The sequence below is a fragment of the Marinomonas spartinae genome (genome assembly GCF_900089775.1).
In the GTDB taxonomy this organism is placed as follows: Bacteria; Pseudomonadota; Gammaproteobacteria; order Pseudomonadales; family Marinomonadaceae; genus Marinomonas; species Marinomonas spartinae.
Window position 1 is genome coordinate 493,388 of record NZ_FLOB01000002.1, and the last position, 21,603, is coordinate 514,990.

General features: G+C 44.5%; 21 protein-coding genes. 16 read left to right on the forward strand and 5 right to left on the reverse strand.

All coding sequences use genetic code 11. The features are described 5' to 3' along the window. Positions 1–26 precede the first annotated feature (26 nt). From pyrG to rpoS, 11 genes are all read left to right on the forward strand, one after another. Positions 27–1,661 carry a CTP synthase gene (pyrG, locus tag MSP8886_RS06325; RefSeq protein WP_067013847.1) on the forward strand — a complete coding sequence of 545 codons (1,635 nt, stop codon included), beginning with the start codon at positions 27–29 and terminating at the stop codon, positions 1,659–1,661. Positions 1,662–1,712: 51 nt separating this feature from the next. Continuing rightward, positions 1,713–3,014 carry a phosphopyruvate hydratase gene (gene eno, locus MSP8886_RS06330; RefSeq protein WP_067013849.1) on the forward strand — a complete coding sequence of 434 codons (1,302 nt, stop codon included), beginning with the start codon at positions 1,713–1,715 and terminating at the stop codon, positions 3,012–3,014. A 106-nt stretch (positions 3,015–3,120) separates the two neighbouring features. Continuing rightward, positions 3,121–3,396 carry a septum formation initiator family protein gene (locus MSP8886_RS06335; RefSeq protein ID WP_067014532.1) on the forward strand — a complete coding sequence of 92 codons (276 nt, stop codon included), beginning with the start codon at positions 3,121–3,123 and terminating at the stop codon, positions 3,394–3,396. Then, positions 3,393–4,100 (forward strand): 2-C-methyl-D-erythritol 4-phosphate cytidylyltransferase, encoded by a 708-nt coding sequence (ispD, locus tag MSP8886_RS06340; RefSeq protein WP_067013851.1) that lies wholly within the window; start codon positions 3,393–3,395, stop codon positions 4,098–4,100. The genes MSP8886_RS06335 and ispD overlap by 4 nt, the downstream gene beginning before the upstream one ends. A 23-nt stretch (positions 4,101–4,123) precedes the next feature. Further along, on the forward strand, positions 4,124–4,609 hold the full coding sequence (gene ispF, locus MSP8886_RS06345) for a 2-C-methyl-D-erythritol 2,4-cyclodiphosphate synthase (protein ID WP_067013853.1): 486 nt from the start codon (positions 4,124–4,126) through the stop codon (positions 4,607–4,609). Positions 4,610–4,692: 83 nt separating this feature from the next. Then, positions 4,693–5,787 (forward strand): tRNA pseudouridine(13) synthase TruD, encoded by a 1,095-nt coding sequence (gene truD / locus MSP8886_RS06350; RefSeq protein WP_067013855.1) that lies wholly within the window; start codon positions 4,693–4,695, stop codon positions 5,785–5,787. Beyond that, a complete protein-coding gene (gene surE / locus MSP8886_RS06355) occupies positions 5,765–6,511 on the forward strand; it encodes a 5'/3'-nucleotidase SurE (RefSeq protein WP_067013857.1) in 747 nt (248 codons plus the stop codon). Before truD ends, surE begins: the two co-directional genes overlap by 23 nt. Next, the gene (locus MSP8886_RS06360; protein WP_067013859.1) at positions 6,508–7,173 is read left to right on the forward strand and encodes a protein-L-isoaspartate(D-aspartate) O-methyltransferase; all 666 of its coding nucleotides are present in this window, start codon (positions 6,508–6,510) and stop codon (positions 7,171–7,173) included. Before surE ends, MSP8886_RS06360 begins: the two co-directional genes overlap by 4 nt. Next, on the forward strand, positions 7,166–8,086 hold the full coding sequence (locus MSP8886_RS06365) for a DUF368 domain-containing protein (RefSeq protein WP_067013860.1): 921 nt from the start codon (positions 7,166–7,168) through the stop codon (positions 8,084–8,086). Before MSP8886_RS06360 ends, MSP8886_RS06365 begins: the two co-directional genes overlap by 8 nt. Positions 8,087–8,141: 55 nt before the next feature. Next, entirely contained in the window at positions 8,142–9,014 is an 873-nt protein-coding gene (locus tag MSP8886_RS06370) for a peptidoglycan DD-metalloendopeptidase family protein (RefSeq protein WP_245659046.1), read from the forward strand. 30 nt (positions 9,015–9,044) lie between these two features. Beyond that, on the forward strand, positions 9,045–10,058 hold the full coding sequence (rpoS, locus tag MSP8886_RS06375) for an RNA polymerase sigma factor RpoS (protein ID WP_067013862.1): 1,014 nt from the start codon (positions 9,045–9,047) through the stop codon (positions 10,056–10,058). A gap of 82 nt (positions 10,059–10,140) precedes the next feature. Here rpoS and MSP8886_RS06380 read toward each other — a convergent pair whose 3' ends face one another. After that, positions 10,141–11,052 (reverse strand): dienelactone hydrolase family protein, encoded by a 912-nt coding sequence (locus MSP8886_RS06380; protein ID WP_067013864.1) that lies wholly within the window; start codon positions 11,050–11,052, stop codon positions 10,141–10,143. Positions 11,053–11,311: 259 nt separating this feature from the next. Here MSP8886_RS06380 and folM point away from each other — a divergent pair, with 259 nt between their 5' ends. The 3 genes from folM to MSP8886_RS06395 all read left to right on the forward strand — a co-directional run bounded on the left by folM (position 11,312) and on the right by MSP8886_RS06395 (position 13,241). Continuing rightward, positions 11,312–12,034 (forward strand): dihydromonapterin reductase, encoded by a 723-nt coding sequence (gene folM / locus MSP8886_RS06385; protein WP_067013865.1) that lies wholly within the window; start codon positions 11,312–11,314, stop codon positions 12,032–12,034. An 82-nt stretch (positions 12,035–12,116) separates the two neighbouring features. Next, positions 12,117–12,803, forward strand: a complete 687-nt coding sequence (folE, locus tag MSP8886_RS06390; RefSeq protein ID WP_067013867.1) for a GTP cyclohydrolase I FolE — start codon at positions 12,117–12,119, stop codon at positions 12,801–12,803. Between the two features lie 159 nt (positions 12,804–12,962). Further along, a complete protein-coding gene (locus MSP8886_RS06395) occupies positions 12,963–13,241 on the forward strand; it encodes a hypothetical protein (RefSeq protein ID WP_067013869.1) in 279 nt (92 codons plus the stop codon). Between the two features lie 13 nt (positions 13,242–13,254). Here the strand turns inward: MSP8886_RS06395 and MSP8886_RS06400 are convergent, their stop codons facing one another. Together MSP8886_RS06400 and MSP8886_RS06405 are read right to left on the reverse strand one after the other, a co-directional pair. Continuing rightward, positions 13,255–14,466, reverse strand: a complete 1,212-nt coding sequence (locus MSP8886_RS06400) for an MFS transporter (protein WP_067013872.1) — start codon at positions 14,464–14,466, stop codon at positions 13,255–13,257. Positions 14,467–14,647: 181 nt separating this feature from the next. Further along, positions 14,648–15,565 (reverse strand): helix-turn-helix domain-containing protein, encoded by a 918-nt coding sequence (locus tag MSP8886_RS06405; RefSeq protein WP_067013873.1) that lies wholly within the window; start codon positions 15,563–15,565, stop codon positions 14,648–14,650. 209 nt (positions 15,566–15,774) lie between these two features. On the opposite strand from MSP8886_RS06405, the gene exaC reads away from it, so the two are divergent. After that, a complete protein-coding gene (exaC, locus tag MSP8886_RS06410) occupies positions 15,775–17,292 on the forward strand; it encodes an acetaldehyde dehydrogenase ExaC (protein ID WP_067013875.1) in 1,518 nt (505 codons plus the stop codon). A gap of 111 nt (positions 17,293–17,403) precedes the next feature. Here the strand turns inward: exaC and MSP8886_RS06415 are convergent, their stop codons facing one another. Together MSP8886_RS06415 and MSP8886_RS06420 are read right to left on the reverse strand one after the other, a co-directional pair. Then, complete coding sequence (locus MSP8886_RS06415; RefSeq protein WP_083200846.1) at positions 17,404–18,990, reverse strand: alanine/glycine:cation symporter family protein; 1,587 nt, start codon at positions 18,988–18,990, stop codon at positions 17,404–17,406. 11 nt (positions 18,991–19,001) lie between these two features. After that, on the reverse strand, positions 19,002–19,442 hold the full coding sequence (locus tag MSP8886_RS06420; RefSeq protein WP_067013877.1) for a universal stress protein: 441 nt from the start codon (positions 19,440–19,442) through the stop codon (positions 19,002–19,004). Positions 19,443–19,920: 478 nt separating this feature from the next. Here MSP8886_RS06420 and MSP8886_RS06425 point away from each other — a divergent pair, with 478 nt between their 5' ends. Further along, the gene (locus tag MSP8886_RS06425; RefSeq protein WP_067013879.1) at positions 19,921–21,495 is read left to right on the forward strand and encodes an inorganic phosphate transporter; all 1,575 of its coding nucleotides are present in this window, start codon (positions 19,921–19,923) and stop codon (positions 21,493–21,495) included. Positions 21,496–21,603 lie beyond the last annotated feature (108 nt).

Genomic DNA, 21,603 nt, shown 5'->3' on the forward strand with positions numbered 1-21,603 from the left:
CATATTTTAAGGCGGGTTAAATACTCATGGCGACACGATATATTTTCGTCACCGGCGGCGTGGTTTCATCACTTGGTAAGGGCTTAGCGGCTGCCTCTTTGGCTGCTATCCTTGAATCACGTGGACTAAAGGTCACCATGCTTAAATTGGATCCATACATCAATGTAGATCCAGGCACCATGAGTCCTTTCCAGCACGGCGAAGTCTTCGTTACTGAAGATGGCGCAGAAACCGACCTTGATCTTGGTCACTACGAACGTTTCATATCTACTAAAATGGGCAAGCGTAACAACTTCACAACAGGCCGTGTTTATCAGCATGTTTTGAAGAAAGAACGCCGTGGTGAATATCTAGGGGGAACGGTTCAAGTTATTCCTCATATTACAGATGAAATCAAACGACGTGTTATCGCGGGCGCTCAAGGTGCAGATATTGCCTTGGTCGAAATTGGCGGAACAGTCGGTGACATCGAGTCTCAGCCTTTCTTGGAAGCAGTGCGTCAAATGAAAGTTGAAGTGGGTTCCCACCGAGCTTTGTTTATGCACTTGACGTTGGTTCCCTATATTCGTACCGCGGGTGAGACCAAAACGAAACCCACCCAGCATTCTGTAAAAGAGCTGCGTTCTATTGGTATTCAGCCAGATATTTTGGTGTGTCGTTCTGAGGTGTCTATCGAAGCGCCTGAGCGTAAGAAGATTTCGTTGTTCACAAATGTAGAGGAACGCGCCGTTGTTTCCCTTCCTGATGCTGATACTATTTACCGTATTCCTCAGATGCTTAATGATCAAGGCTTAGATAGTTTGATTGTTGAGCGTTTTAACCTTGATTGTGATATGCCAGATTTAAGTATCTGGAATAAAGTGACGCAAGCAAAATTGAATCCAGAGAAGCAGATCAACATCGCCATGGTGGGCAAATACATGGAGCTGTTGGATGCCTATAAATCTCTAATCGAGGCTATGGACCATGCTGGTATTCATGCTCGAACTAAGGTAAAACTGCACTACATCGATTCTGAGCAAATAGAAGAAAATGGTACGGATATACTTAACGGTATGGACGCCATACTGGTTCCTGGCGGCTTTGGCGAGCGTGGTGTGGAAGGCAAAATTACCACGGCGAAGTATGCTCGTGAGAATAAAGTCCCTTATTTAGGGATTTGTCTAGGAATGCAGGTTGCCGTTATTGAGTACGCTCGTAACGTAGCTAATTTTGCAGGTGCGCACAGTACAGAGTTTAATTTAAAAGCAGAGAACCCAGTTGTTGGTCTTATCACTGAATGGACTAATGCAGAGGGTTCCAAAGAAATCCGGTCAGAGGAATCCGATCTAGGTGGGACGATGCGCCTTGGCGCGCAGAATTGTAATCTAACTGAAGGCACAAAAGCATTTGAAGCTTATGGTCAAGCGGTGATTACAGAGCGTCATCGTCATCGTTATGAAGTAAATAACTTCTACGTTGAAGCGTTGGAAAAAGCAGGTTTGACGATCTCAGGTCGTTCAGAAGACAATTCTTTGGTTGAAATGGTGGAAATTGCCGATCATCCTTGGTTTGTTGCTTGTCAATTCCATCCAGAATTTACCTCTACTCCTAGGTACGGACACGGCCTGTTTAGTGCCTTTGTTCATGCAGCATTGAAACATGCAGGTAAAGAAAAATAAGTCGAGCAAATAGGCTGTTTGTGATTTTTCATTTATTTTAAGAGGTTTGTTATGAGTCAGATCGTTGATATCAAAGCCAGAGAAGTCTTAGACTCTCGTGGTAATCCTACTGTTGAAGCTGATGTGATTTTGGCTGATGGTTCGGTAGGTTCAGCGTGTGCACCTTCTGGTGCCTCTACCGGTTCTCGTGAAGCTTTAGAATTACGCGATGGCGATAAAAGCCGTTATTTGGGTAAAGGTGTCCTAAAAGCGGTTGCTGCAGTTAACGGTCCGATCCGTGACGCTTTAATTGGTAAGGATGCAGCGGCACAAAAAGAGCTTGATCAGATTATGATCGAGCTTGATGGTACAGAAAACAAATCGACTTTTGGGGCCAACGCTATTTTAGCCGTGTCTTTAGCCGCTGCTAAAGCCGCTGCGATCTCGAAAAAAGTGCCTTTATACGCACATATCGCTGATTTGAATGGCACATCTGGCGTGTTTTCTATGCCGGTTCCTATGATGAACATCATCAACGGCGGTGAGCATGCTGATAACAACGTTGATATTCAAGAGTTCATGATTCAGCCTGTTGGTGCACCTAATTTTCGCGAAGCATTGCGCTATGGTGCAGAAGTTTTCCACGCTCTGAAAAAAGTACTCAGTGCTCGAGGTTTGAGCACGGCGGTGGGCGATGAAGGGGGCTTTGCTCCGAACCTTTCTTCCAATGCTGAAGCACTTGCTGTTATCAAAGAAGCGGTGGCTGCCGCAGGTTATGAGCTTGGTAAGGACATCACGTTGGCGATGGACTGTGCAGCGTCTGAGTTCTATGACAAAGAGGCCAACATCTACGACCTTAAAGGTGAAGGTAAGAAGTTCACTTCAGAAGAGTTTAACGTTTTCCTACAGGATCTTGCTAACCAGTACCCCATCGTTTCCATTGAAGATGGTCTTGATGAGTCTGACTGGGACGGCTTTGCACATCAAACAAAACTATTGGGTGATAAACTCCAACTAGTGGGTGATGATTTGTTCGTAACCAATACGAAGATTCTAAAGCGCGGTATCGATAACGGTATTGCCAACTCTATTTTGATCAAATTTAACCAAATCGGCTCTTTGACCGAAACATTGGAAGCGATCAAAATGGCGAAAGATGCAGGCTACACCGCTGTCATCTCTCACCGCTCAGGTGAAACAGAAGATGCCACAATTGCCGATCTGGCCGTCGGCACAGCCGCTGGTCAAATCAAGACGGGTTCTCTATGCCGTTCTGACCGTGTGGCTAAATACAATCAATTGCTACGTATTGAAGAACAACTGGGTGGTAAAGCGCCATATAAAGGCTTGTCTGAGATTAAAGGTCAGGCATAATTTGTAAAAACTTAAAAAAGGGAGGACTCTGTTCTCCCTTTTTTATTTTGTTTTTAGCGAAATCCTTCGATAATAGGGACTCGTTTTGTTATCTGCTGAGGGCGTTATGCCACGTTTATTATTTGTTTTGTTTGCATTGGCTATTGGCTACCAGTCTTATCATTTGTACTACGGTGATCAGGGTGTGAAGCGCCAAGAAGAATTGGCGAAACAAATTGCCTATCAGGAGCGTGTGAATTTGCATCTTAAGCAGCGTAATGAAGCACTAAGAGCACAAGTAGATGATCTTCGCTCGGGAGAAGAGGCCGTAGAGGAGCATATCCGTACGGATCTTCAATATATTAAAAACGGCGAAGTGTTTTATCGGATAGTCGACAAATGATACAACCTCTTTGGGTTATTATTCCCGCTGCTGGCATTGGCCAGCGAATGAAGGCTGATTGCCCTAAGCAATATCTCTCTCTATTGGGCAAAACCATTTTGGATCGTACCGTAGCTATTTTTGTGAACCACCCGATGATAGCAGGGGTTGCGGTTGGGCTTGGAGAGCAGGATGGGTACTGGGCGGACTCCTCATGGGTCAGTCACCCCCGTGTGTTTACTTATCACGGAGGTATGGAGCGTTCGGATACCGTCTTAAAGGGACTAGAATATTTATTGCAAGCTCAACAGGTTACTGAGCAGGATGTGTTAGTACACGATGCTGCAAGGCCATTATTAAGCCAAAGTGCACTAGAACGTATCATTTTACATCAAGGTGTCCAAGGGGCTATTTTGGCGATGCCTGCTCGGGATACGATTAAGCAACAAAAAGCTAATGGTAAGATACAAGCTACACTCAACCGCGATGCTATCTGGCTGGCTCAAACGCCACAAAAATTTCCTGCCAGTGATTTGCTACAGGCGTTACGGAATGTTCAGACACAGGGCGTGGCGATTACCGATGAATGCTCTGCGATGGAATATACTGGGTGGCAGCCTGATCTCGTGCTGGGGGAAAGCACAAACATCAAAGTGACCTTTCCAGAAGATTTGTTTATTGCAGAAGCGCTCGTCTCGCATAATATTAACTCAATCAGCAAATAGAGATATAGATAGGAGGAATTGTCATGGTGCCTTTTCGGATAGGTCATGGTTTTGATGTACATAAATTTGGAGAAGGCGACCACATTATTTTGGGAGGAGAACGTATTGCTTACTCGCAAGGTTTGCTTGCCCACTCTGATGGTGACGTGGTGTTGCATGCCTTAACCGATGCACTGCTAGGCGCTGCGGCGTTAGGCGACATAGGGAAACACTTTCCAGATACTGATGCGGCTTTTGAAGGTGCGAATAGCCGCTTGTTATTAAAAAAGGCGTATCAAGAAATTCAAAAGCTAGGTTTTTCCGTAGGTAATGTCGATGTAACCATTATTGCCCAAGCGCCCAAAATGCGTCCGCATATCGATGCGATGCGGGCGAACATCGCAGAGGATCTTTCAATTGATATCGGGGCGGTCAATGTGAAGGCAACAACGACAGAAAAGCTCGGTTTTACGGGACGCAAAGAAGGCATTGCTGTGGAAGCGGTAGCGCTTATTTACCAGCCAGCATAATCTGATAACAGCAAATAGCATCATCTTATGTTTTGCATGATGTGATGGATCCAACCAGAATAAAACCGCAAAGTAGGTAGTGAATGAATACCCAATGGGAGTACGCTTGGTCCACCCCCAAAGTGACGGGCGATTTAAAAACCACAGTACAAGACTTTTTTGTGGAAGAACAGTTGGGATTTGAACCTGATGGTCATGGTGAGTTTTGTTTTGTTTTTATTGAAAAACAGGGTATTAATACGGACTTCTTAGCTAAACGTTTAGCGCAAATGGCAGGTATCGCTGCGAATAAAGTCACTTATAGTGGCGTGAAAGATCGTCATGCTTGTACTCGTCAGTGGTTTTGTCTGCATATGATTAATAAAGAGCCGGATTTAACCAATATTCAAGAAGCATTCCGTGAACCTGAAAAGGTTCGAGTGATCACACAAGCTCGTCATTCTAAAAAACTGCGCACAGGTGCCCATGTTGGTAATCGTTTTGTGCTGCGCATTCGCGACATCAAAGGCGATTTGGAGGATCTGAAAAGCCGCCTTGAGCTGATTAAAATGAGTGGTGTACCGAATTATTATGGCGCGCAACGCTTTGGTATTAACGGCAATAATTTGCATAATGGCAAACCCTTTGTGTTCAAAGGGCGGCAAAGCAAAAGAAAGCTTTCTAAAACAGAAGGTTTTTGGCTATCTGCTATTCGCTCTTGGTTCTTCAATGAAGCGCTGAGCGCACAGGTTAGAAATGGCATGTGGTGTCGATTGTGTGATGGCGATATTGTCCAACATCAAGGCCGTGATGAGCAGTTTCGCTTGAAAGAAATGACGGCGTCGATGCATTTACAAGCGGTATTAGGTAACGTGCATCCCGTTCTGCCGTTGATTTGCGAAGGTTGGCAAGATGGCACCGGAGCACAGCGAGAAGCGGTTATTATCGAATCCGTTCGCCAAGAAGGGGAGTTAATGCAGGCCTTAATTGACTTTGGCTTAAGTCGAGAGAGCCGCTTGGCGCGACTGATGCCGACTGATATGGCCTGGGAATTGCTTGAGAAGTCCAACGAACAGACTCAACTCATTGTTGAGTTTTCCCTGTCTAAAGGATGTTTCGCCACCAGTATTTTACGCGAAATGATACATGTTACCGACAAATCAGCTGAGAAATACCATGAGAATATTGATCGCCAATGATGATGGAATTGATGCCGTCGGCATTAATACTTTAGCGCAAGCCTTACAAGAACAATACGATATTTTGGTGGTCGCACCAGACCGCAATCGCAGTGGTGCGAGTAACTCATTAACACTAACGCGTCCAGTGCAACCCACTAAAGTAACTGATAAATACTATCGAGTGGATGGGACACCAACTGATTGCGTGAATTTAGCCCTGTCGGGAGTGATTGATGGACAGGTGGATCTAGTGGTCTCTGGTATCAACCATGGGGCTAATCTGGGTGATGATGTGATTTACTCAGGTACTGTAGCGGCAGCAATGGAAGCCCGACATCTTGGTCAGCCAGCGCTGGCCGTCTCCTTAGTGGGAAATACGTATTTTGAGACAGCAGCAGAAGTTGTCATGAAACTCTTAGACGATGCTAAGAGTCTAACCCTTGCCCCAGGTATTTTGCTGAATGTTAACGTGCCTGATGTGCCTTATAGCGAGTTAAAGGGGATAAAAGTGACACGCTTAGGGTATCGCCAACGAGCACAAGAAGCAATTAGTGCACAACACCCAAGAGGTTTGCCAAGCTTTTGGATTGGCGCTTTATCAGAGCCTCATGATGCTTCAGAAGGGACGGATTTCCATGCGGTGCAAGAAGGGTATGTTTCCATTACCCCTATTCATACGGACATGACATGTTATGAAGCAAAACAGCCATTAGATGCTTGGGTTCGTTCTTTTGATCTATGAGTCTACACAATCTCAATGGGCTGATTAAGCAGACTGAGTCTCGTGCCTCTCAGATGTTACAACAGCTGAAATCACAGGGTATTCACCATCCGGCATTACTGGCTAAGATGGGGAATATTCCGCGAGAGAAATTTGTTGAACCTGCTTTTTCCCATCTTGCCTACTCAGCCACGCCTTTACCTATAGGTCGTAATCAAACCATTAGTCAGCCTTTGACGGTGGCAAGAATGTCGCAATGGTTACTGGAATATGCTCGCCTTGGTCGAGTGTTGGAAGTTGGCACTGGGTCGGGTTATCAAACGGCAATATTGGCGCACTTTTTTAATAAAGTGCACACCATTGAGCGACAGGAAACGCTTCATAAGCTTGCCAAACAGCGGCTTGAGGAGATGGGGATTAGCAATGTGGAGTACTTGTTTGGCGATGGCCAGGCAGGTTGGCCACAAAAAATCGACATGGATGCTGTCATTATTACGGCAATGGTGAGTAAAGTTCCGGTTGCATTAACCAATTGCCTAAAAGAAAACGGTATATTAATTATGCCGATTAGTCAGCCTACACCACAAATTGGTTGTTGGCGAAAAGAAGGAGACCGTTGGAAGCGTTTAGCGATTGAAGCGGCCCATTTTGTTCCCTTATTGGAAGGAAAAGTCTATGCCTAAATGGCTTAAAATTTATATGAGTGGTGTCATGATGGGGGCAGCAGATGTCATCCCCGGAGTATCAGGTGGAACCATTGCGTTTATTCTAGGTGTGTATGATCGCCTGATTGCGGCTCTTAGTGGCGTCAATAAACAAAGTCTTACTATGCTGGTAAAAGGCGATATTAAAGCACTATGGCGCCATTTTGATGGGGCGTTTTTGTTGTCTTTAGGGGCGGGTATCGCAACCAGTATTGTGGGTATTGCGGGGCTGATAACGCATTTACTGGCGACGTATCCTGAATATGTGTGGAGCTTCTTCTTTGGTTTGATCCTAGCATCGGCTTATTTCTTGATTGGGCACATAGAACGCTTTTCTTTGCGTCATTTCCTGACGCTTGTTGTGGGCATAGCCATTGGCGCGTCTCTGTCATTGGTGGTGCCCATTCAAGTCAATACCACTTACTCAATGGTGTTTTTTTCTGGCGTCATTGCTATTTGCGCGATGATTCTACCTGGTATCTCCGGAAGTTTTTTGCTGTTAATGATGGGAATGTACGGTTTTATTCTTGGTGCTGTGAAAGATTTTAATTTTGCGGTGATTGGAGTGTTTGCCGTGGGGGCGTTAGTTGGCCTACTGAGTTTTTCAAAAGTTCTGCAATACTTATTGGAGCATGCTAAGTCGCTTACCCTGTCTGCCTTAATAGGTATTATGGTGGGGGCATTGGTAAAGGTATGGCCATGGAAAGTGGTGGACTCTTGGACACAAATAGGCAGTAAAAAACTACCTGTTGAAGAGCACTTAATTCTTCCTTGGCACACTAGTTCGTATCATTTTACGACGGATTTATTATTGCCACTCGGTTTTATGATTATCGGCTTTATGATCGTTTTTCTCATTTCTTACATTTTTTTACGAAACACGGACAAATAAAGTCAAATGTATCTGAGTGTTAGCGATAGGGCGGTTAAGATGGTAAGAGAGGACGTTGGTTATTAATAAGTTTGAGGCCAAAGGTGGTATCACCCGCATTGCAGCTTGGAGAATTAAGTGGGTAATACTATTGTGTTTTTCTTTATCTGGTTGCGCTTATCAAGTGATTAACTTCCCAGATGAAAATACAGGCTCTTACGGTGCCAATGATGCCTCGGTGTCTTCCGTTCCTCGCTCTGGTTACCACCGAGTAAGTCGCGGGGAGACCTTGTTTTCTATTGCTTTTCGCTATGGTAAAGATTATCGAGAGGTGGCTGCATTAAATCATATTCGTCCCCCCTATACGATTTATCCTAAGCAAAAAATATGGTTAGAGAAGAGAGCTTCAAGAACAGCCAGTCGTGCCTCTTCTCAGTCTAGTCGATCCTCGTCAAGAACACGAGCTGTAGCGAAAACAGCTCGGGTTCCTAGCGTTTCACCTTCCGATATTACCCTGCAAAAAAAGGTGAATATCCCTGAAAAAAAATCCTCTTCTCATATACAAAACTCTGAAAAAGTGACCTCTTGGCAATGGCCACTCGTCGGGAAAGTTGTAAAGGGCTTTTCAAGTAACGGCGTTAGTAGTAAAGGTATAGACATCAAAGGGCAAAAAGGTGAATTGGTCAAAGCAGTTGCCGACGGAACAGTTGTATATGCGGGCAGTGGTTTAATTGGTTATGGAAACCTTGTGATAGTGAAACATAACGATGTTTACCTCAGTGCTTATGCGTACAACAAACGGATTTTAGTGAAGGAAGAGCAGCATGTGAAAGCGGGCGACGCTTTGGCTATTATCGGTGGCAAGGGTAATGATAGACCTCTTTTGCACTTCGAAATTAGGCGTGATGGTCAACCAGTGGATCCACTAAAAATACTTCCCAGACAATAATAATTCACGCTGGGCGAGGAGGGGATAAAAATGAAAACAGTAAATGTAAATACAAGTAAAACAACTCAAACGCTCGCCAATTTGGATTTTGATCTAGATTTGGTGGATGATGATATTGAGGGTATTGAGAACGATAACAGTGATGACGATTTTGATTCTGCCGTGAACGCTCGATATGCCAACGATGAATCCAACAAAAGTTTAGACGTTACTCAGCTTTATTTGAGTGAGATTGGTTTTTCTCCTTTGTTGTCAGCGGAAGAAGAGGTGTATTTTGCACGCCTTTCTCTGAAAGGAGACGAAAGTGCCCGTAAACGAATGATCGTCAGTAACTTACGTTTAGTTGTGAAAATTTCAAGACGTTACTTGAATCGTGGGTTGTCTTTGTTGGATCTGATTGAAGAAGGGAATCTGGGGTTGATCAGAGCGGTTGAAAAGTTTGATCCTGAACGCGGTTTTCGATTCTCTACCTACGCGACTTGGTGGATTCGTCAAACCATTGAGCGGGCGATCATGAATCAGACTCGTACGATTCGCTTGCCGATTCATGTGGTGAAAGAGTTGAATGTTTATTTGCGTGCGGCACGTGAATTGACGCAAAAGCTGGATCATGAGCCAAGTCCTGAAGAAATTGCAGAAATGCTGGATCGTCCCGTTGCGGATGTGCAAAAAATGCTGGGACTAAATGAGCGCATCAGTTCCATTGACTCTTATGTTGGCGGGGGGGACGATAACGATAAAAGTTTAATGGAAGTGATTGCCGACACCAACCACCAAGGTCCAGAAGAGGACCGCCAAGAAGGGGATGTCTTAAAGAGCATTGAGGGTTGGTTAAATGAACTGAATGACAAGCAATGTGAGGTTATTGCGCGACGTTTTGGTTTACGAGGTTATGAACCAAGTACACTGGAAGATGTTGGTGCAGAAATAGGTCTAACCCGTGAGCGAGTCAGACAGATTCAAGTTGAGGCATTACGTAAGTTACGTTTGATGATGGACAAACAAGGCCTTTCCCTTGATGACGTCATCGGTTTTGGTAATTAACACTCCCGTAGAAACGAAAAACATATCAATGACCAAAATGCCCGATGATGTCTCGGGCATTTTTGTATTTAAGCTTAGATTGTTAGGCCGCTAAATGTTGCTTAAAAAAGGCAATGGTTCGAGACCAAGCCAGCTCGGCGCTGTCTTTTTGATAACGTGCTGTTGAGTCATTATGAAACCCATGATTTGCGTTGGGGTAAGTGTAGGCCGTGTAATTCACCTTGTTTTCTTTTAAGTTTCTTTCATAGTCAGGCCAAGTTGCGTTGACACGTTTATCGAGTGCGGCAAAATGCAGCATTAACGGCCCTCGAATCTGTTTAAGATGGGAGGTGGCTGGGGTGCCATAAAAAGGTACGCCTGCATCCAGCGTATTGGGCATAAAGGCGGCCAATGTATTGGTTAAATACCCACCATAGCAAAATCCCACCATACCAAGTTTGCCAGAGCTCAGAGAATGCTGCTTTAGCATGACAGCCGCACTCATAAAATCTTTTTCTATTTTGCTACCGTCTAAGGTTTTTTGCATGGCTCTCCCTTCGTCATCATTACCTGGGTAGCCTCCAATGGGAAACAAAGCATCGGGTGCAAAAGCAACAAATCCCTCTTTTGCTAGGCGTCGAGCGACGTCCTTGATATACGGATTAAGTCCACGGTTTTCATGGGCCACTAAGACGACGGGCGCGGGGTTGTCCTGACTAATGCCTTTAGGCACAACAAAATAACCACGTCCTTTGCCGTATCCGGCTGGACTGTCAAATTCCAAGTAGCTGGCCGTAATGTCTGGGTCATTAAAAGAGACTTGTTCAGCTAACGCATAGTTGGGTATTAAGGCCCCCGTAATAACAGATAAAGACAGCCCTGCCATGCCCAGTGTACCGAGTTTCGATAAAAAAGTACGTCGATCAATGTCACCGTGGGCATACTCATCGTACCAATCAAACGCCTCTTGAGGGATGCTAGAAGAATTCAGGTGCTTTGGTGGCTGGTGTTCCATTGTTCTTTTCCTTTCTATGATGTTGATAGATAGAACTCATTCATTTGCGTATCTTTTTTTTGCTATTCTATTTGACATGGTAAGTATCCATTAGCTTTCTCTCTGTATTCTAGTTTAATTTGTAGACAACTAGACACATTTTAGGAGAACGGATGATCTTTTTTTCATTATTATCCGTAGCGTATTATTAAGAATACTATGATATTGGTAATATGGTTTTCTATGGCTCACAAATATTACTCAATGGGAATGGACTTACATGATACATGACGTGCCGATTATTATTACAGGAGGCGCACAGAGATTGGGATTAGCCTGTGCAAAAGCCTTGGTCGAAGACGGCCATCAAGTGGTGATTACTTATCGCCGCAACAAACCGAGTATTGTTGAACTAGAAGAGAGGGGGGTGCATTGTATTCGAGCTGATTTCTCCTCCCAATCAGGAGTAGATGAGTTCATCGCGCAAATTCAGCAGCGTTATAATGCGTTACGGGGGATCATTCATAATGCCTCCGACTGGCAGTCTGAGGCAGAGGATATTGATCCCAGCGAATTAATGGAAAGAATGTGGTATGTGCATGTATTTGCGCCGTACCGTATGAATCTGGCATTCGAAGCTTTATTATCTGCAGGCTCTGTGCGTAAAGGAAAAGCCGATATAATTCATATGACGGATTATGTGGCTGAAAAAGGCAGTGGTAAGCATATTGCTTATGCGGCGAGTAAGGCGGGGCTTGCTAACTTAACTTGCTCTTTTGCTAAGCGTTATGCTCCCTTGGTCAATGTGAATTCGATCGCGCCTTCTCTTTTGATGTTTAATCCAGAAGACGATGAAGAATATCGTCAACAGGCTTTGAATAAGTCACTTTTACATCAAGAACCGGGTGAGCAAGAAGGCGTGTTGGCTGTAAAGTACATTTTAGAAAATCGCTATATGACAGGGAGAACCTTGTCGCTAGATGGAGGTAGACACCTTGTTTAGTGGCAGTAAAGAGTCGTCTAGCTGGGGCCGATCAACTCGCCTCCGTGTCATCTGACAAGATACAGCAACTTAGGACATCAATATGAAATCTGTTGTAGCAGAACAAGCAAAAGTAAGTGATTTAGGGCTTTCAGAAGAAGCGCACAAAGTTCGTGATGCTCTCATTAAGAGTGGTCTTGAGACGCCGATGATTGATAACGGTTTGACCTCTGAAGAGAAATATCAGCGTATAAAGTACGCCTTTGAAGATATTGTTGGCACGTTAGGTTTGGATCTAACCGACGACAGTTTGGCGGAAACGCCGCATCGAATCGCTAAAATGTATGTGCGTGAGATTTTCTCTGGTCTTGATTACTCGAATTTTCCAAAGATCACTGTTATAGAAAATAAGATGAAAGTCGATGAGATGGTAAAGGTGCGTAATATCAGCTTTACCAGTACTTGTGAGCATCATTTTGTAACGATCGATGGTATGGCAACGGTGGCTTATTTGCCAAAAAATAAGATCATTGGGTTGTCGAAAATTAACCGTATTGTGCGCTTTTTCGGTCAGCGTCCGCAAGTACAAGAACGTTTGACTCAGCAAATTTTGGTCACATTGCAAGCCTTGCTGGAAACCGACAATGTGGCTGTTAGCATTGATGCTGTGCATTACTGTGTTAAAGCCCGCGGTGTGATGGATGCCAGCTCTTCCACGCAAACAACGGCCTTAGGCGGTTTGTTTAAGAGCAGTGACAAAACACGTGGTGAGTTTTTATCGAGCCAATAGTGTAGTCTTCTGTGCGTAGGGAATGCTTACAGAGTCTACCTAGTGTAGGCTCTTTTTCTATCTGTTCTATGTATTTTGGTATAAGGTCTGGCTAAAGGTAAGTCTTGTGGGCTTTATCGTTTATAGAACAGTTATCGTCTAATTGATGGAAAGGTCGCAGTGCAAAAGAAGAGTAAAAATACGTGGTTTCCCGCTAAGAAAAATGGCTGGGGATGGGGAAAGCCAACAGCATGGCAAGGCTGGGCTGTACTGGTAGTTTATTTTGCTGTGATTGGGGTTATTAGTGTCAGTTATGATCCCAAAGTCACTTTGAAAGAGTGGGGCGTGGGGGTTGGTATCGCCACTGTGATTTTGTTATTGATTTATTGGTTGAAAGGCGAGCCACCTAGTTGGACTTGGAAGCGAATCGATAAAAAGAAAAAACGCCTCTTTAAATAGAGTCGATGTTGGTTCAAGTGTTATCTTTTTCCAAACGGTTGCGATGTACAAGGGTAGGAAATAGATACATCCAGATACCCACAACGGCAATGGTACCTATACCACCAATTAAAATGGCTGGGATAACCCCAAACCAAGCGGCGGTCACCCCAGATTCAAACTCTCCTAATTGATTAGAACTACCAATAAAAATTGAGTTGGCTGCGCTGACGCGTCCGCGCATATCGTCTGGGGTTTCTATTTGAATTAAAGTAGAGCGAATGACCACACTGATCATATCGGATGCACCCATCAAAGTGAGAGCCGCCAAAGAGAGAATGAGTGTGCTAGATAAGCCAAATAAAATGGTGGCCACGCCAAATGATGCGACGGCGGCAAACATAATCTTACCGACACTGTGTTCAAGTGGTCGACGTGAAAGATAAACTGACACTAATAATGCACCGAGTGCTGGTGCGCAGCGTAATAACCCTAATCCCCAAGGCCCAGTATGCAAAATATCTTTTGCGACAATTGGAAGTAATGCGGTGGCCCCACCTAATAATACCGCAAACATATCCAGTGATACGGAACCAAGAATAACCTTATTGTTGCGAACAAAACGTAGCCCGCCTAATAGATGGGTCATATTAATAGGCGCTTTTGCTTTGACAACAAAGTTATAGTGTAGAAAGAACATGATCACGCTGGACAGCAAAAAACAGAGACTGCTGGTGGAATATAAGGTTGTTGGCCCTAATAGGTAAATTAATCCACCGAGGGCAGGTCCTGCAATGACTGAAATTTCTCGGGCTGAGGCAATGGCGCTCATGGCACGAGATAACAGAGCTTCAGGGACTAGATTGGGAAGAATGGCTTGGTTAGCCGGCATTTCAAAGGCGCGTGCAGCTCCCAACATGACCGCGCAACTGTAGATAATGGTGGCGGAAATATGATCCGTTATATTACTGATGGCCAATACAGCCACTGTCATGGTCATGATGAGTCGGCTGAAAACACAAATAAGGCGTCGGTTATAGCGATCTGCCATATGCCCCACGACGAGTGTCAGGGTTAATTGCGGGAGAAATTGACATAATCCCACCAAACCCAGTGCCATCGGGCTGTTTGTTAAGTTGTACATTTGCCAGCCAATGCCTACGGTGAGCATTTGAAAAGCAAAGGATGAGGCAATTTGTCCAATCCAATAATGAACAAAGTTGGTATGTTTGAATAAAGAAGGCATGTTGACCTTAACAGACAGGTGAATAGACCTAGGGGGAGGGGGCCCTAAGCGAAACGAATACTGGGTACGACAAACGGCTAATATACTAAAGAGTGGTATAACGTTGCCAGCAAATTGCTATTGAACACAGGTAATAACGAACATTTCTATGGCAATTTGCATCGTCATGACTGTCTATTTGTTAATTCAGTCGTGTTTGAGCTATTTGGCTAGGGCAGAGGCCAAAATGCTGATGGAAACGACGACTAAAGTGACTCAAGCTTTGATAGCCTAGTTCGAAACTGACTTGCGTAACAGTAGCCCCTTTTTTGAGTCTTAAATGGGCTTGTGCCATGCGTCTTTGATGTTGGTATTCCAGTGGTGTGCAGCCCAGTTGTCGCTTAAATATATCATAAAAACGGCTACGGCTCATGCAGGCCATTTTGCTCAAAGCATCGATGTCTAAAGGGCTAGCAAGGTGTTCTTCGATCCAATTAATCACACAGGTTAACCCCGTTGCATCAGGGGTGGTTTGTGTATAGCGCAATAATGCCTCTCTTCCATGATAGCGTAAGATTCTCATAATAAGTTCATTGACACCAAAGTCCACCAGTAAATCGCGGTCAGGATCATTTTGTATAAAGTGGCTGGTTAAACGATCAATTACCTGTTGTGTTGCTTGAGTATGCAGGGTGTGTAATGGCTGATTTGGGTCGACGGCAATTTTGTCGGCCAAATTGGGAAGGCATGTATCATTCATACGATCACTAATTTGCGCAACACGCTCTTTTGATAGTGCAATCGTCAAGCAGGTTGTGGGGTGATTGATATTCGCCTCTGGAAAATCGATAAATACTTCTTCATTGGGCGCTAAAATAAATGATTCATGAGGCAGGAAAGCAATGTCGCTTTTTTGTTTCGTATGCATGACTTTAGCCCCTGTCACCATGCCGCAATACAGCAGAGAGTCGGCTTTTAAGCTGACTTTTTTAGCTTGCTCATACGTGTCATAGATGCTGAGTTCTGAGTCTATTCCAGCAAAGCACACACGGTTTTCAACCAGTTGAGTGGGCGAGCGTTTTTGCCATGTTAATGATGGATTGATCACTGCATTTGTCATGAGCACACCTCAGATTATTTTTGTATGGCGTGATTTGTTTGAGACTAATAATCTACCCAATAGGCATTAGGGTCAACTATGAGCTTGAATAAAAATTGGACACACAGGCAACTATCATGGACTCACAGGCAAGCTTTGTGTGTCGCTTATTCCTACAGTGAGAACAGAAAAGACACCGTTATAAAAACAACAAGATTGGAGACATCATCATGATTTATGCAAAACCTGGTAGCGAAGGTAGCGTCGTTTCTTTCCAAGCTGAATACGGGAATTATATTGGCGGTGAGTGGGTTCCCCCTGTGAAAGGGCAATACTTTGACAATATAAGCCCTGTGACTGGTGAAGTCTTTTGTCGTATTCCCCGCTCCACCGAAGAGGATATCAACTTGGCACTAGATGCTGCCCACTCAGCAAGAGCGGCATGGGGGAAAAACTCTGTTATTAATCGTGCGAATATACTCCTGAAGATTGCTGACCGCATTGAACAAAACTTGGAACTGCTAGCCGTGGCTGAAACCTGGGATAACGGCAAAGCGGTACGTGAAACCTTAAATGCTGATATTCCGCTGGCTGCAGACCATTTTCGCTATTTTGCAGGCTGTTTACGAGCCCAAGAAGGCAGTGCCGCAGAGTTGGATGAGAATACCGTGGCTTATCATTTCCATGAGCCATTAGGTGTGGTTGGTCAAATTATCCCGTGGAACTTTCCAATATTGATGGCTGCTTGGAAGTTAGCGCCTGCGATTGCCGCAGGTAATTGTGTTGTATTAAAACCTGCAGAACAGACACCAGCGTCTATTTTAGAGCTGATAAAAGTTATTGGCGATCTTTTACCCGCAGGCGTGATAAACATTGTTAATGGGTTTGGTGCTGAGGCGGGCCAAGCGCTAGCAACCAGTAAGCGTATTGCGAAGATTGCCTTTACAGGATCAACGCCTGTAGGTTCGCATATTCTGAAGTGTGCGGCTGAAAATATCATCCCATCTACCGTGGAGCTGGGCGGCAAGTCACCTAATATCTATTTTGCCGATATTATGCAACAAGAAGAAACCTTCATTAGCAAATGTGTGGAAGGGCTGGTATTGGCCTTCTTTAACCAAGGAGAGGTATGTACTTGTCCTTCCCGTGTCTTGATCCAAGAATCTATCTATGACGAGTTTATTGCCTTGGCAATTGAACGTACTAAAACCATTAAGCGTGGTAACCCATTAGATACAGAGACTCAAGTAGGCGCACAAGCGTCTCAAGAGCAGTTTGATAAAATATTAAGCTACATTGATATCGGTAAAGAAGAAGGAGCAGAGCTTTTGATCGGCGGTGGTGTTGAGTCAATGGATGGCTTTGATAAAGGCTTCTATGTTCAACCAACCATGTTTAAGGGAACAAATGACATGCGTGTGTTCCAAGAAGAAATTTTTGGTCCTGTGATTAGTATTACGACCTTTAAAGATGAAGCCGAAGCGCTAGCAATTGCTAACGATAGCGAGTTTGGTCTAGGGGCGGGGGTATGGACGCGAGACACCAATCTCGCTTATCGCATGGGGCGTAACCTTGAAGCGGGTCGTGTATGGATGAACTGTTATCATCAATATCCTGCCCATGCTGCTTTCGGCGGTTATAAAAAATCCGGTGTCGGACGTGAAACTCATAAACTAGCGCTAGAGCACTATCAACAAACGAAGAACATGTTGGTAAGCTATGACATTAATCCATTGGGCTTCTTTTAAGACCTAGTTGTTCGCAAAAAGTAGTAGTAAAACGGCCAACGACCTAAATAAAAAAAGACCAAATGATACTGTCATTTGGTCTTTTAATTGTCTTGTTACTGGTAGTAGAGACTAGGCTTTTTGCGCCTTTTTGCGGTCTTTATATTTAACAATTTCACCAGACTTTAGACGTTTTTGATAGGAGGTAAGCTCTTTCTTAACAATCGGCATTAAGAAGTACAAGCCGATGATGTTTGCAACAGCCATGGCGAAGATAGCCGCATCAGAAAAATCAATCACTGGGCCTAGGTTGGCGGCGGCACCGATGATAACGAAGACACAAAACAAGGTTTTAAAAGTTAGCTCCGCTGTTTTGCCTTCACCAAAGAGATAGGTCCAAGCTTTTAAGCCATAGTAAGACCAGCTGAGCATGGTCGAAAAAGCGAACAGGATAACCGCAATCGCCAGCAAAATAGGGAACCAGCTAAACGCAGAAGCAAAAGCGGCAGACGTTAGTGCGACACCAGAAGAGCCGTCGGCAGTTTTAATGGCGGTACCTGCTTCGTTTAAAATATACATGCCTGTTTCTGGATTTTGCACCAATTGACCTGTAATGATGATGACTAGGGCGGTCATGGTACAAATAACAACGGTATCAATGAACGGCTCCAACAACGATACAAACCCTTCGGTAACTGGTTCATTTGTCTGTACAGCAGAGTGGGCAATAGCCGCAGAACCTACCCCTGCTTCGTTAGAAAAGGCCGCGCGTTTAAAGCCTTGAATCAAGGCACCGACCATACCACCCGCCACACCAAGGCCGGTAAAAGCGCCCGCAAAGATTTGGCCAAATGCCCAGCCTATTTTATCGGCGTTAACGATTAAAATAACAATGGCTGAGCCAACATAAAGAATCCCCATAAAAGGAACAATCTTATCCGTAACACGTGCGATGGATTTGATCCCACCGACGATTACAATAAAGACGAGCGCGGCAAATACCACGCCAGTAATCCAACCTGGATAGTTACCAATGACTTGGGTTAATTGCGCATGGGCTTGGTTGGCTTGGAACATATTGCCACCACCAAGTGCTCCTAAGATACAAAACACAGCAAACAGGCCAGCTAAGAATCGACCGCCAGGAATGCCACGCTCTTTAAAACCTTTGGAAATATAGTACATAGGTCCACCAGAGACGCTGCCATCTTTGTACTCATTACGGTATTTAACCCCCAGTGTACACTCGGTAAATTTGGAAGCCATGCCCATAAGGCCTGCGAGAATCATCCAAAAAGTCGCGCCAGGTCCTCCGATAGACACCGCAACGGCCACACCTGCAATATTCCCTAGGCCTACCGTTCCAGATAGGGCGGTGGCCAGTGCTTGGAAATGACTTACTTCTCCTGCGTCATTTGGGTCGGAATAGTCACCTTTTACTAAAGCAATAGAGTGGCCCACGCCGCGAAATTGTAAAAAGCCGAAGTAGAGTGTGAAGATGGATGCACCAGTGACTAACCAAAGCACAATCCAAGGGAAACTCGTTCCGGGAAAAGGTGCGAAGATAAGGCTAACAAACCAGCCTGTGGCATGACCAAACATTTCATTGACCACGGCATCAATGCCGCCAGAGCTTTCTTCCGCTTGTGCACTAGAGCTTAGCGTTAAAAGCAGCAGGCTTATAAAAGACGTAAAAATAAAATAGGGACGTTTTAGCATAATCATGCTCCTTAGCTGACAACCGTTACGGGGACATTGGCGCTCATAACGAGGTTGGCGGTTACACTGCCAAAAACTCGTGCACTTAAACCTTGCTCTGTGGAGCGAGCAACGACAATTTGTTCAGCGTTGTGTTCTACAGCAATGTTATTGAGAATTGAGGAGGCTTTACCAAATTTCACAACGCCAGACGCGGCGATTCCTTCCTCTTTTAGAGATGCTAAAGCGGGATCGATAACACGTTCTTGGGCGTTTTGGGTTTCAATTTGTTTTTGCTTTTTACGATGGGAGTTTTCTTCTGGTGTTTGAAATGTATAAGGAGACCACTCGACCACACAAACGAGTTCAAGTTTGCATTCACTTCCTATTAACGTTGCGAGCCGTTTTGCATAGGCTAAAGCACGATTACCTGCTTCACTTCCATCAACACCGACAATGATTGTTGCTGACATAGTCCGTTCCCTCTTTGATTGATTTAGGGGTGATTAGCTATATTTTTACTACTAAATGTAGCGGCTTATAGTGTTTCAATGGCATTGGTTTTATATGGCGTTGTCATGCAATGCATTGTTTTTACACATTTATGGCTAATTTTTAATAAAAAAGCAAACTTTAATAGATAATCCTCTAAATACTGAGGTTTTATAGGGCGAAATTTTGAACTGCATCCTACACTATTGCATTGCAATTGCAGTGAGTGAGATGGCCTAGTAGGAATGAGTCCAATAAAAGATGTTAAGGGTTTTTATCTGAATTGCCTCGGTGTAGAATGGCGCGCGATTAACATTTCATGAAGGAAATGTGACAGGATGAATAAAGCGTCAAACTTTCTAAAAGTGCTAGGGTAGGCATTTTGCGATGAATGATGAGCCATAAGTTTGTCAAGTAAGCCGCAGTTTGGCATAGATAAATCTTTAAAGAAGAGCCTCTATGGATCTTACAAGCAAATTGAAAAACGAAAAGACCCTATTGGGTGGCAGTGAATTGATTCGTGTGTTGATAGCTCTCGCATTTGTGCTATTGGCGGGCTTTTATGCAGTGAGTCAAGGTGTCGCCGTTTCGAATGTCTCCATTTTAGCGATTGCTGCTGGTATTGGTGCGTATATGGCACTGAACATAGGGGCAAATGACGTTGCGAATAACGTTGGACCTGCCGTTGGCTCGAAAGCGCTTTCTATGACGGGGGCTATTCTGATTGCTGCAATCTTTGAAGCTTCAGGCTCTCTGATTGCAGGTGGTACGGTTGTTGGGACGATTCAGAAAGGCATTATTAACCCAAGCTCTATTGCCAATTCTGCAACCTTTATCTGGATTATGATGGCTGCTCTACTAGCGGGTGCTATTTGGCTAAACCTAGCAACGTATCTTGGAGCACCCGTTTCTACCACCCATTCTATTGTTGGTGGTGTGCTTGGTGCGGGTATTGCCGCTGGTGGCTGGGGGATTGCAAACTGGAACCAGCTTGGTGCCATTGTGGCTAGTTGGGTGATCTCTCCTGTAATGGGGGGGCTTATTGCGGCGGCTTTTCTGATGTTTATCAAGCGTACTGTGACCTACCGTAGCGATATGATTCTTGCCGCTCGGAAAGTCGTGCCCTTGTTGGTGGCGATTATGGTCTGGGCGTTTTCAACTTATTTGATCATGAAAGGCTTCAAACATCTGTTCAAATTGGATATGACGACCGCTTTATTAATCGGTTTTGCAGTTGCTATGACGGGATACTTTTTAGTTCGCCCTATGGTTGATAGAGCGGCAATGAAGTTGAAAAATGATAAAGATGCTGTGAATAGCTTATTCACCATCCCACTGATTGCCTCTGCTGCGTTATTAAGCTTTGCCCATGGGGCAAACGATGTTGCCAATGCGATTGGACCATTAGCGGCCATAAATGATGCGCTAATGACGGGGGCGGTTGCCAACTCTGCACCGATTCCAATTTGGGTGATGGCGATTGGAGGGTTTGGTATTTCGGTTGGTTTAGCTCTGTATGGGCCCAAACTGATAAAAACTGTTGGTTCTGAAATTACTGAGTTGGATAAAACACGTGCCTTTTGTGTAGCGATGGCCGCTGCTATCACGGTGATTATTGCTTCTCAGTTTGGCCTTCCTGTTAGTTCCACCCATATTGCTGTTGGTGGCATTTTTGGCGTGGGTTTCTTGCGGGAGTACCTAAAGCTGTCTTATGAAAAGAAGATAGCCTCGATCATTAAGCACTCTCAGCGTGCGGGTCATGATATCGAAGAGACACAGGCTTTTGTTAAACGCTTTACGCAGGCAGATGTAGGCGAAAAACGCCAAATTCTTAAAGACTTAAAAAATGCCAGCTATATTTCACCTATTTCTAAAGGCGAGCGTAAAGGGTTGAAGAAAGCGACGAAAAAAGAATTGGTTAAACGCTCCGCAATTCTTCGTATTGCCGCCGCTTGGGTGATTACCGTACCTGCATCGGCGTTGCTTTCTGCAATGATTTTTTATATGTTGGTCGGATTCTCTGTTACGCATTAAGTTAATTGCGGTTATTAACGAAGCCTTCTCTGGGTGCTTTAGTTGAAAAAGAGTGCTTTAATCAAAAAGGTCAGTTCTGCTGGCCTTTTTGTATTTATACCTTCCTTA

Excerpts from the sequence above, each read along its gene's own strand:
- MSP8886_RS06380 (WP_067013864.1), bottom strand. The coding sequence starts at position 11,052 with ATGGAACACCAGCCACCAAAGCACCTGAATTCTTCTAGCATCCCTCAA.
- MSP8886_RS06335 (WP_067014532.1), top strand. The coding sequence starts at position 3,121 with ATGCCACGTTTATTATTTGTTTTGTTTGCATTGGCTATTGGCTACCAG.
- MSP8886_RS06425 (WP_067013879.1), top strand. The coding sequence starts at position 19,921 with ATGGATCTTACAAGCAAATTGAAAAACGAAAAGACCCTATTGGGTGGC.
- MSP8886_RS06400 (WP_067013872.1), bottom strand. The coding sequence starts at position 14,466 with ATGCCTTCTTTATTCAAACATACCAACTTTGTTCATTATTGGATTGGA.
- eno (WP_067013849.1), top strand. The coding sequence starts at position 1,713 with ATGAGTCAGATCGTTGATATCAAAGCCAGAGAAGTCTTAGACTCTCGT.
- surE (WP_067013857.1), top strand. The coding sequence starts at position 5,765 with ATGAGAATATTGATCGCCAATGATGATGGAATTGATGCCGTCGGCATT.
- ispF (WP_067013853.1), top strand. The coding sequence starts at position 4,124 with ATGGTGCCTTTTCGGATAGGTCATGGTTTTGATGTACATAAATTTGGA.
- MSP8886_RS06365 (WP_067013860.1), top strand. The coding sequence starts at position 7,166 with ATGCCTAAATGGCTTAAAATTTATATGAGTGGTGTCATGATGGGGGCA.
- folM (WP_067013865.1), top strand. The coding sequence starts at position 11,312 with ATGATACATGACGTGCCGATTATTATTACAGGAGGCGCACAGAGATTG.
- MSP8886_RS06415 (WP_083200846.1), bottom strand. The coding sequence starts at position 18,990 with ATGCTAAAACGTCCCTATTTTATTTTTACGTCTTTTATAAGCCTGCTG.
- MSP8886_RS06360 (WP_067013859.1), top strand. The coding sequence starts at position 6,508 with ATGAGTCTACACAATCTCAATGGGCTGATTAAGCAGACTGAGTCTCGT.
- rpoS (WP_067013862.1), top strand. The coding sequence starts at position 9,045 with ATGAAAACAGTAAATGTAAATACAAGTAAAACAACTCAAACGCTCGCC.
- ispD (WP_067013851.1), top strand. The coding sequence starts at position 3,393 with ATGATACAACCTCTTTGGGTTATTATTCCCGCTGCTGGCATTGGCCAG.
- MSP8886_RS06405 (WP_067013873.1), bottom strand. The coding sequence starts at position 15,565 with ATGACAAATGCAGTGATCAATCCATCATTAACATGGCAAAAACGCTCG.
- exaC (WP_067013875.1), top strand. The coding sequence starts at position 15,775 with ATGATTTATGCAAAACCTGGTAGCGAAGGTAGCGTCGTTTCTTTCCAA.
- MSP8886_RS06420 (WP_067013877.1), bottom strand. The coding sequence starts at position 19,442 with ATGTCAGCAACAATCATTGTCGGTGTTGATGGAAGTGAAGCAGGTAAT.
- truD (WP_067013855.1), top strand. The coding sequence starts at position 4,693 with ATGAATACCCAATGGGAGTACGCTTGGTCCACCCCCAAAGTGACGGGC.
- pyrG (WP_067013847.1), top strand. The coding sequence starts at position 27 with ATGGCGACACGATATATTTTCGTCACCGGCGGCGTGGTTTCATCACTT.
- folE (WP_067013867.1), top strand. The coding sequence starts at position 12,117 with ATGAAATCTGTTGTAGCAGAACAAGCAAAAGTAAGTGATTTAGGGCTT.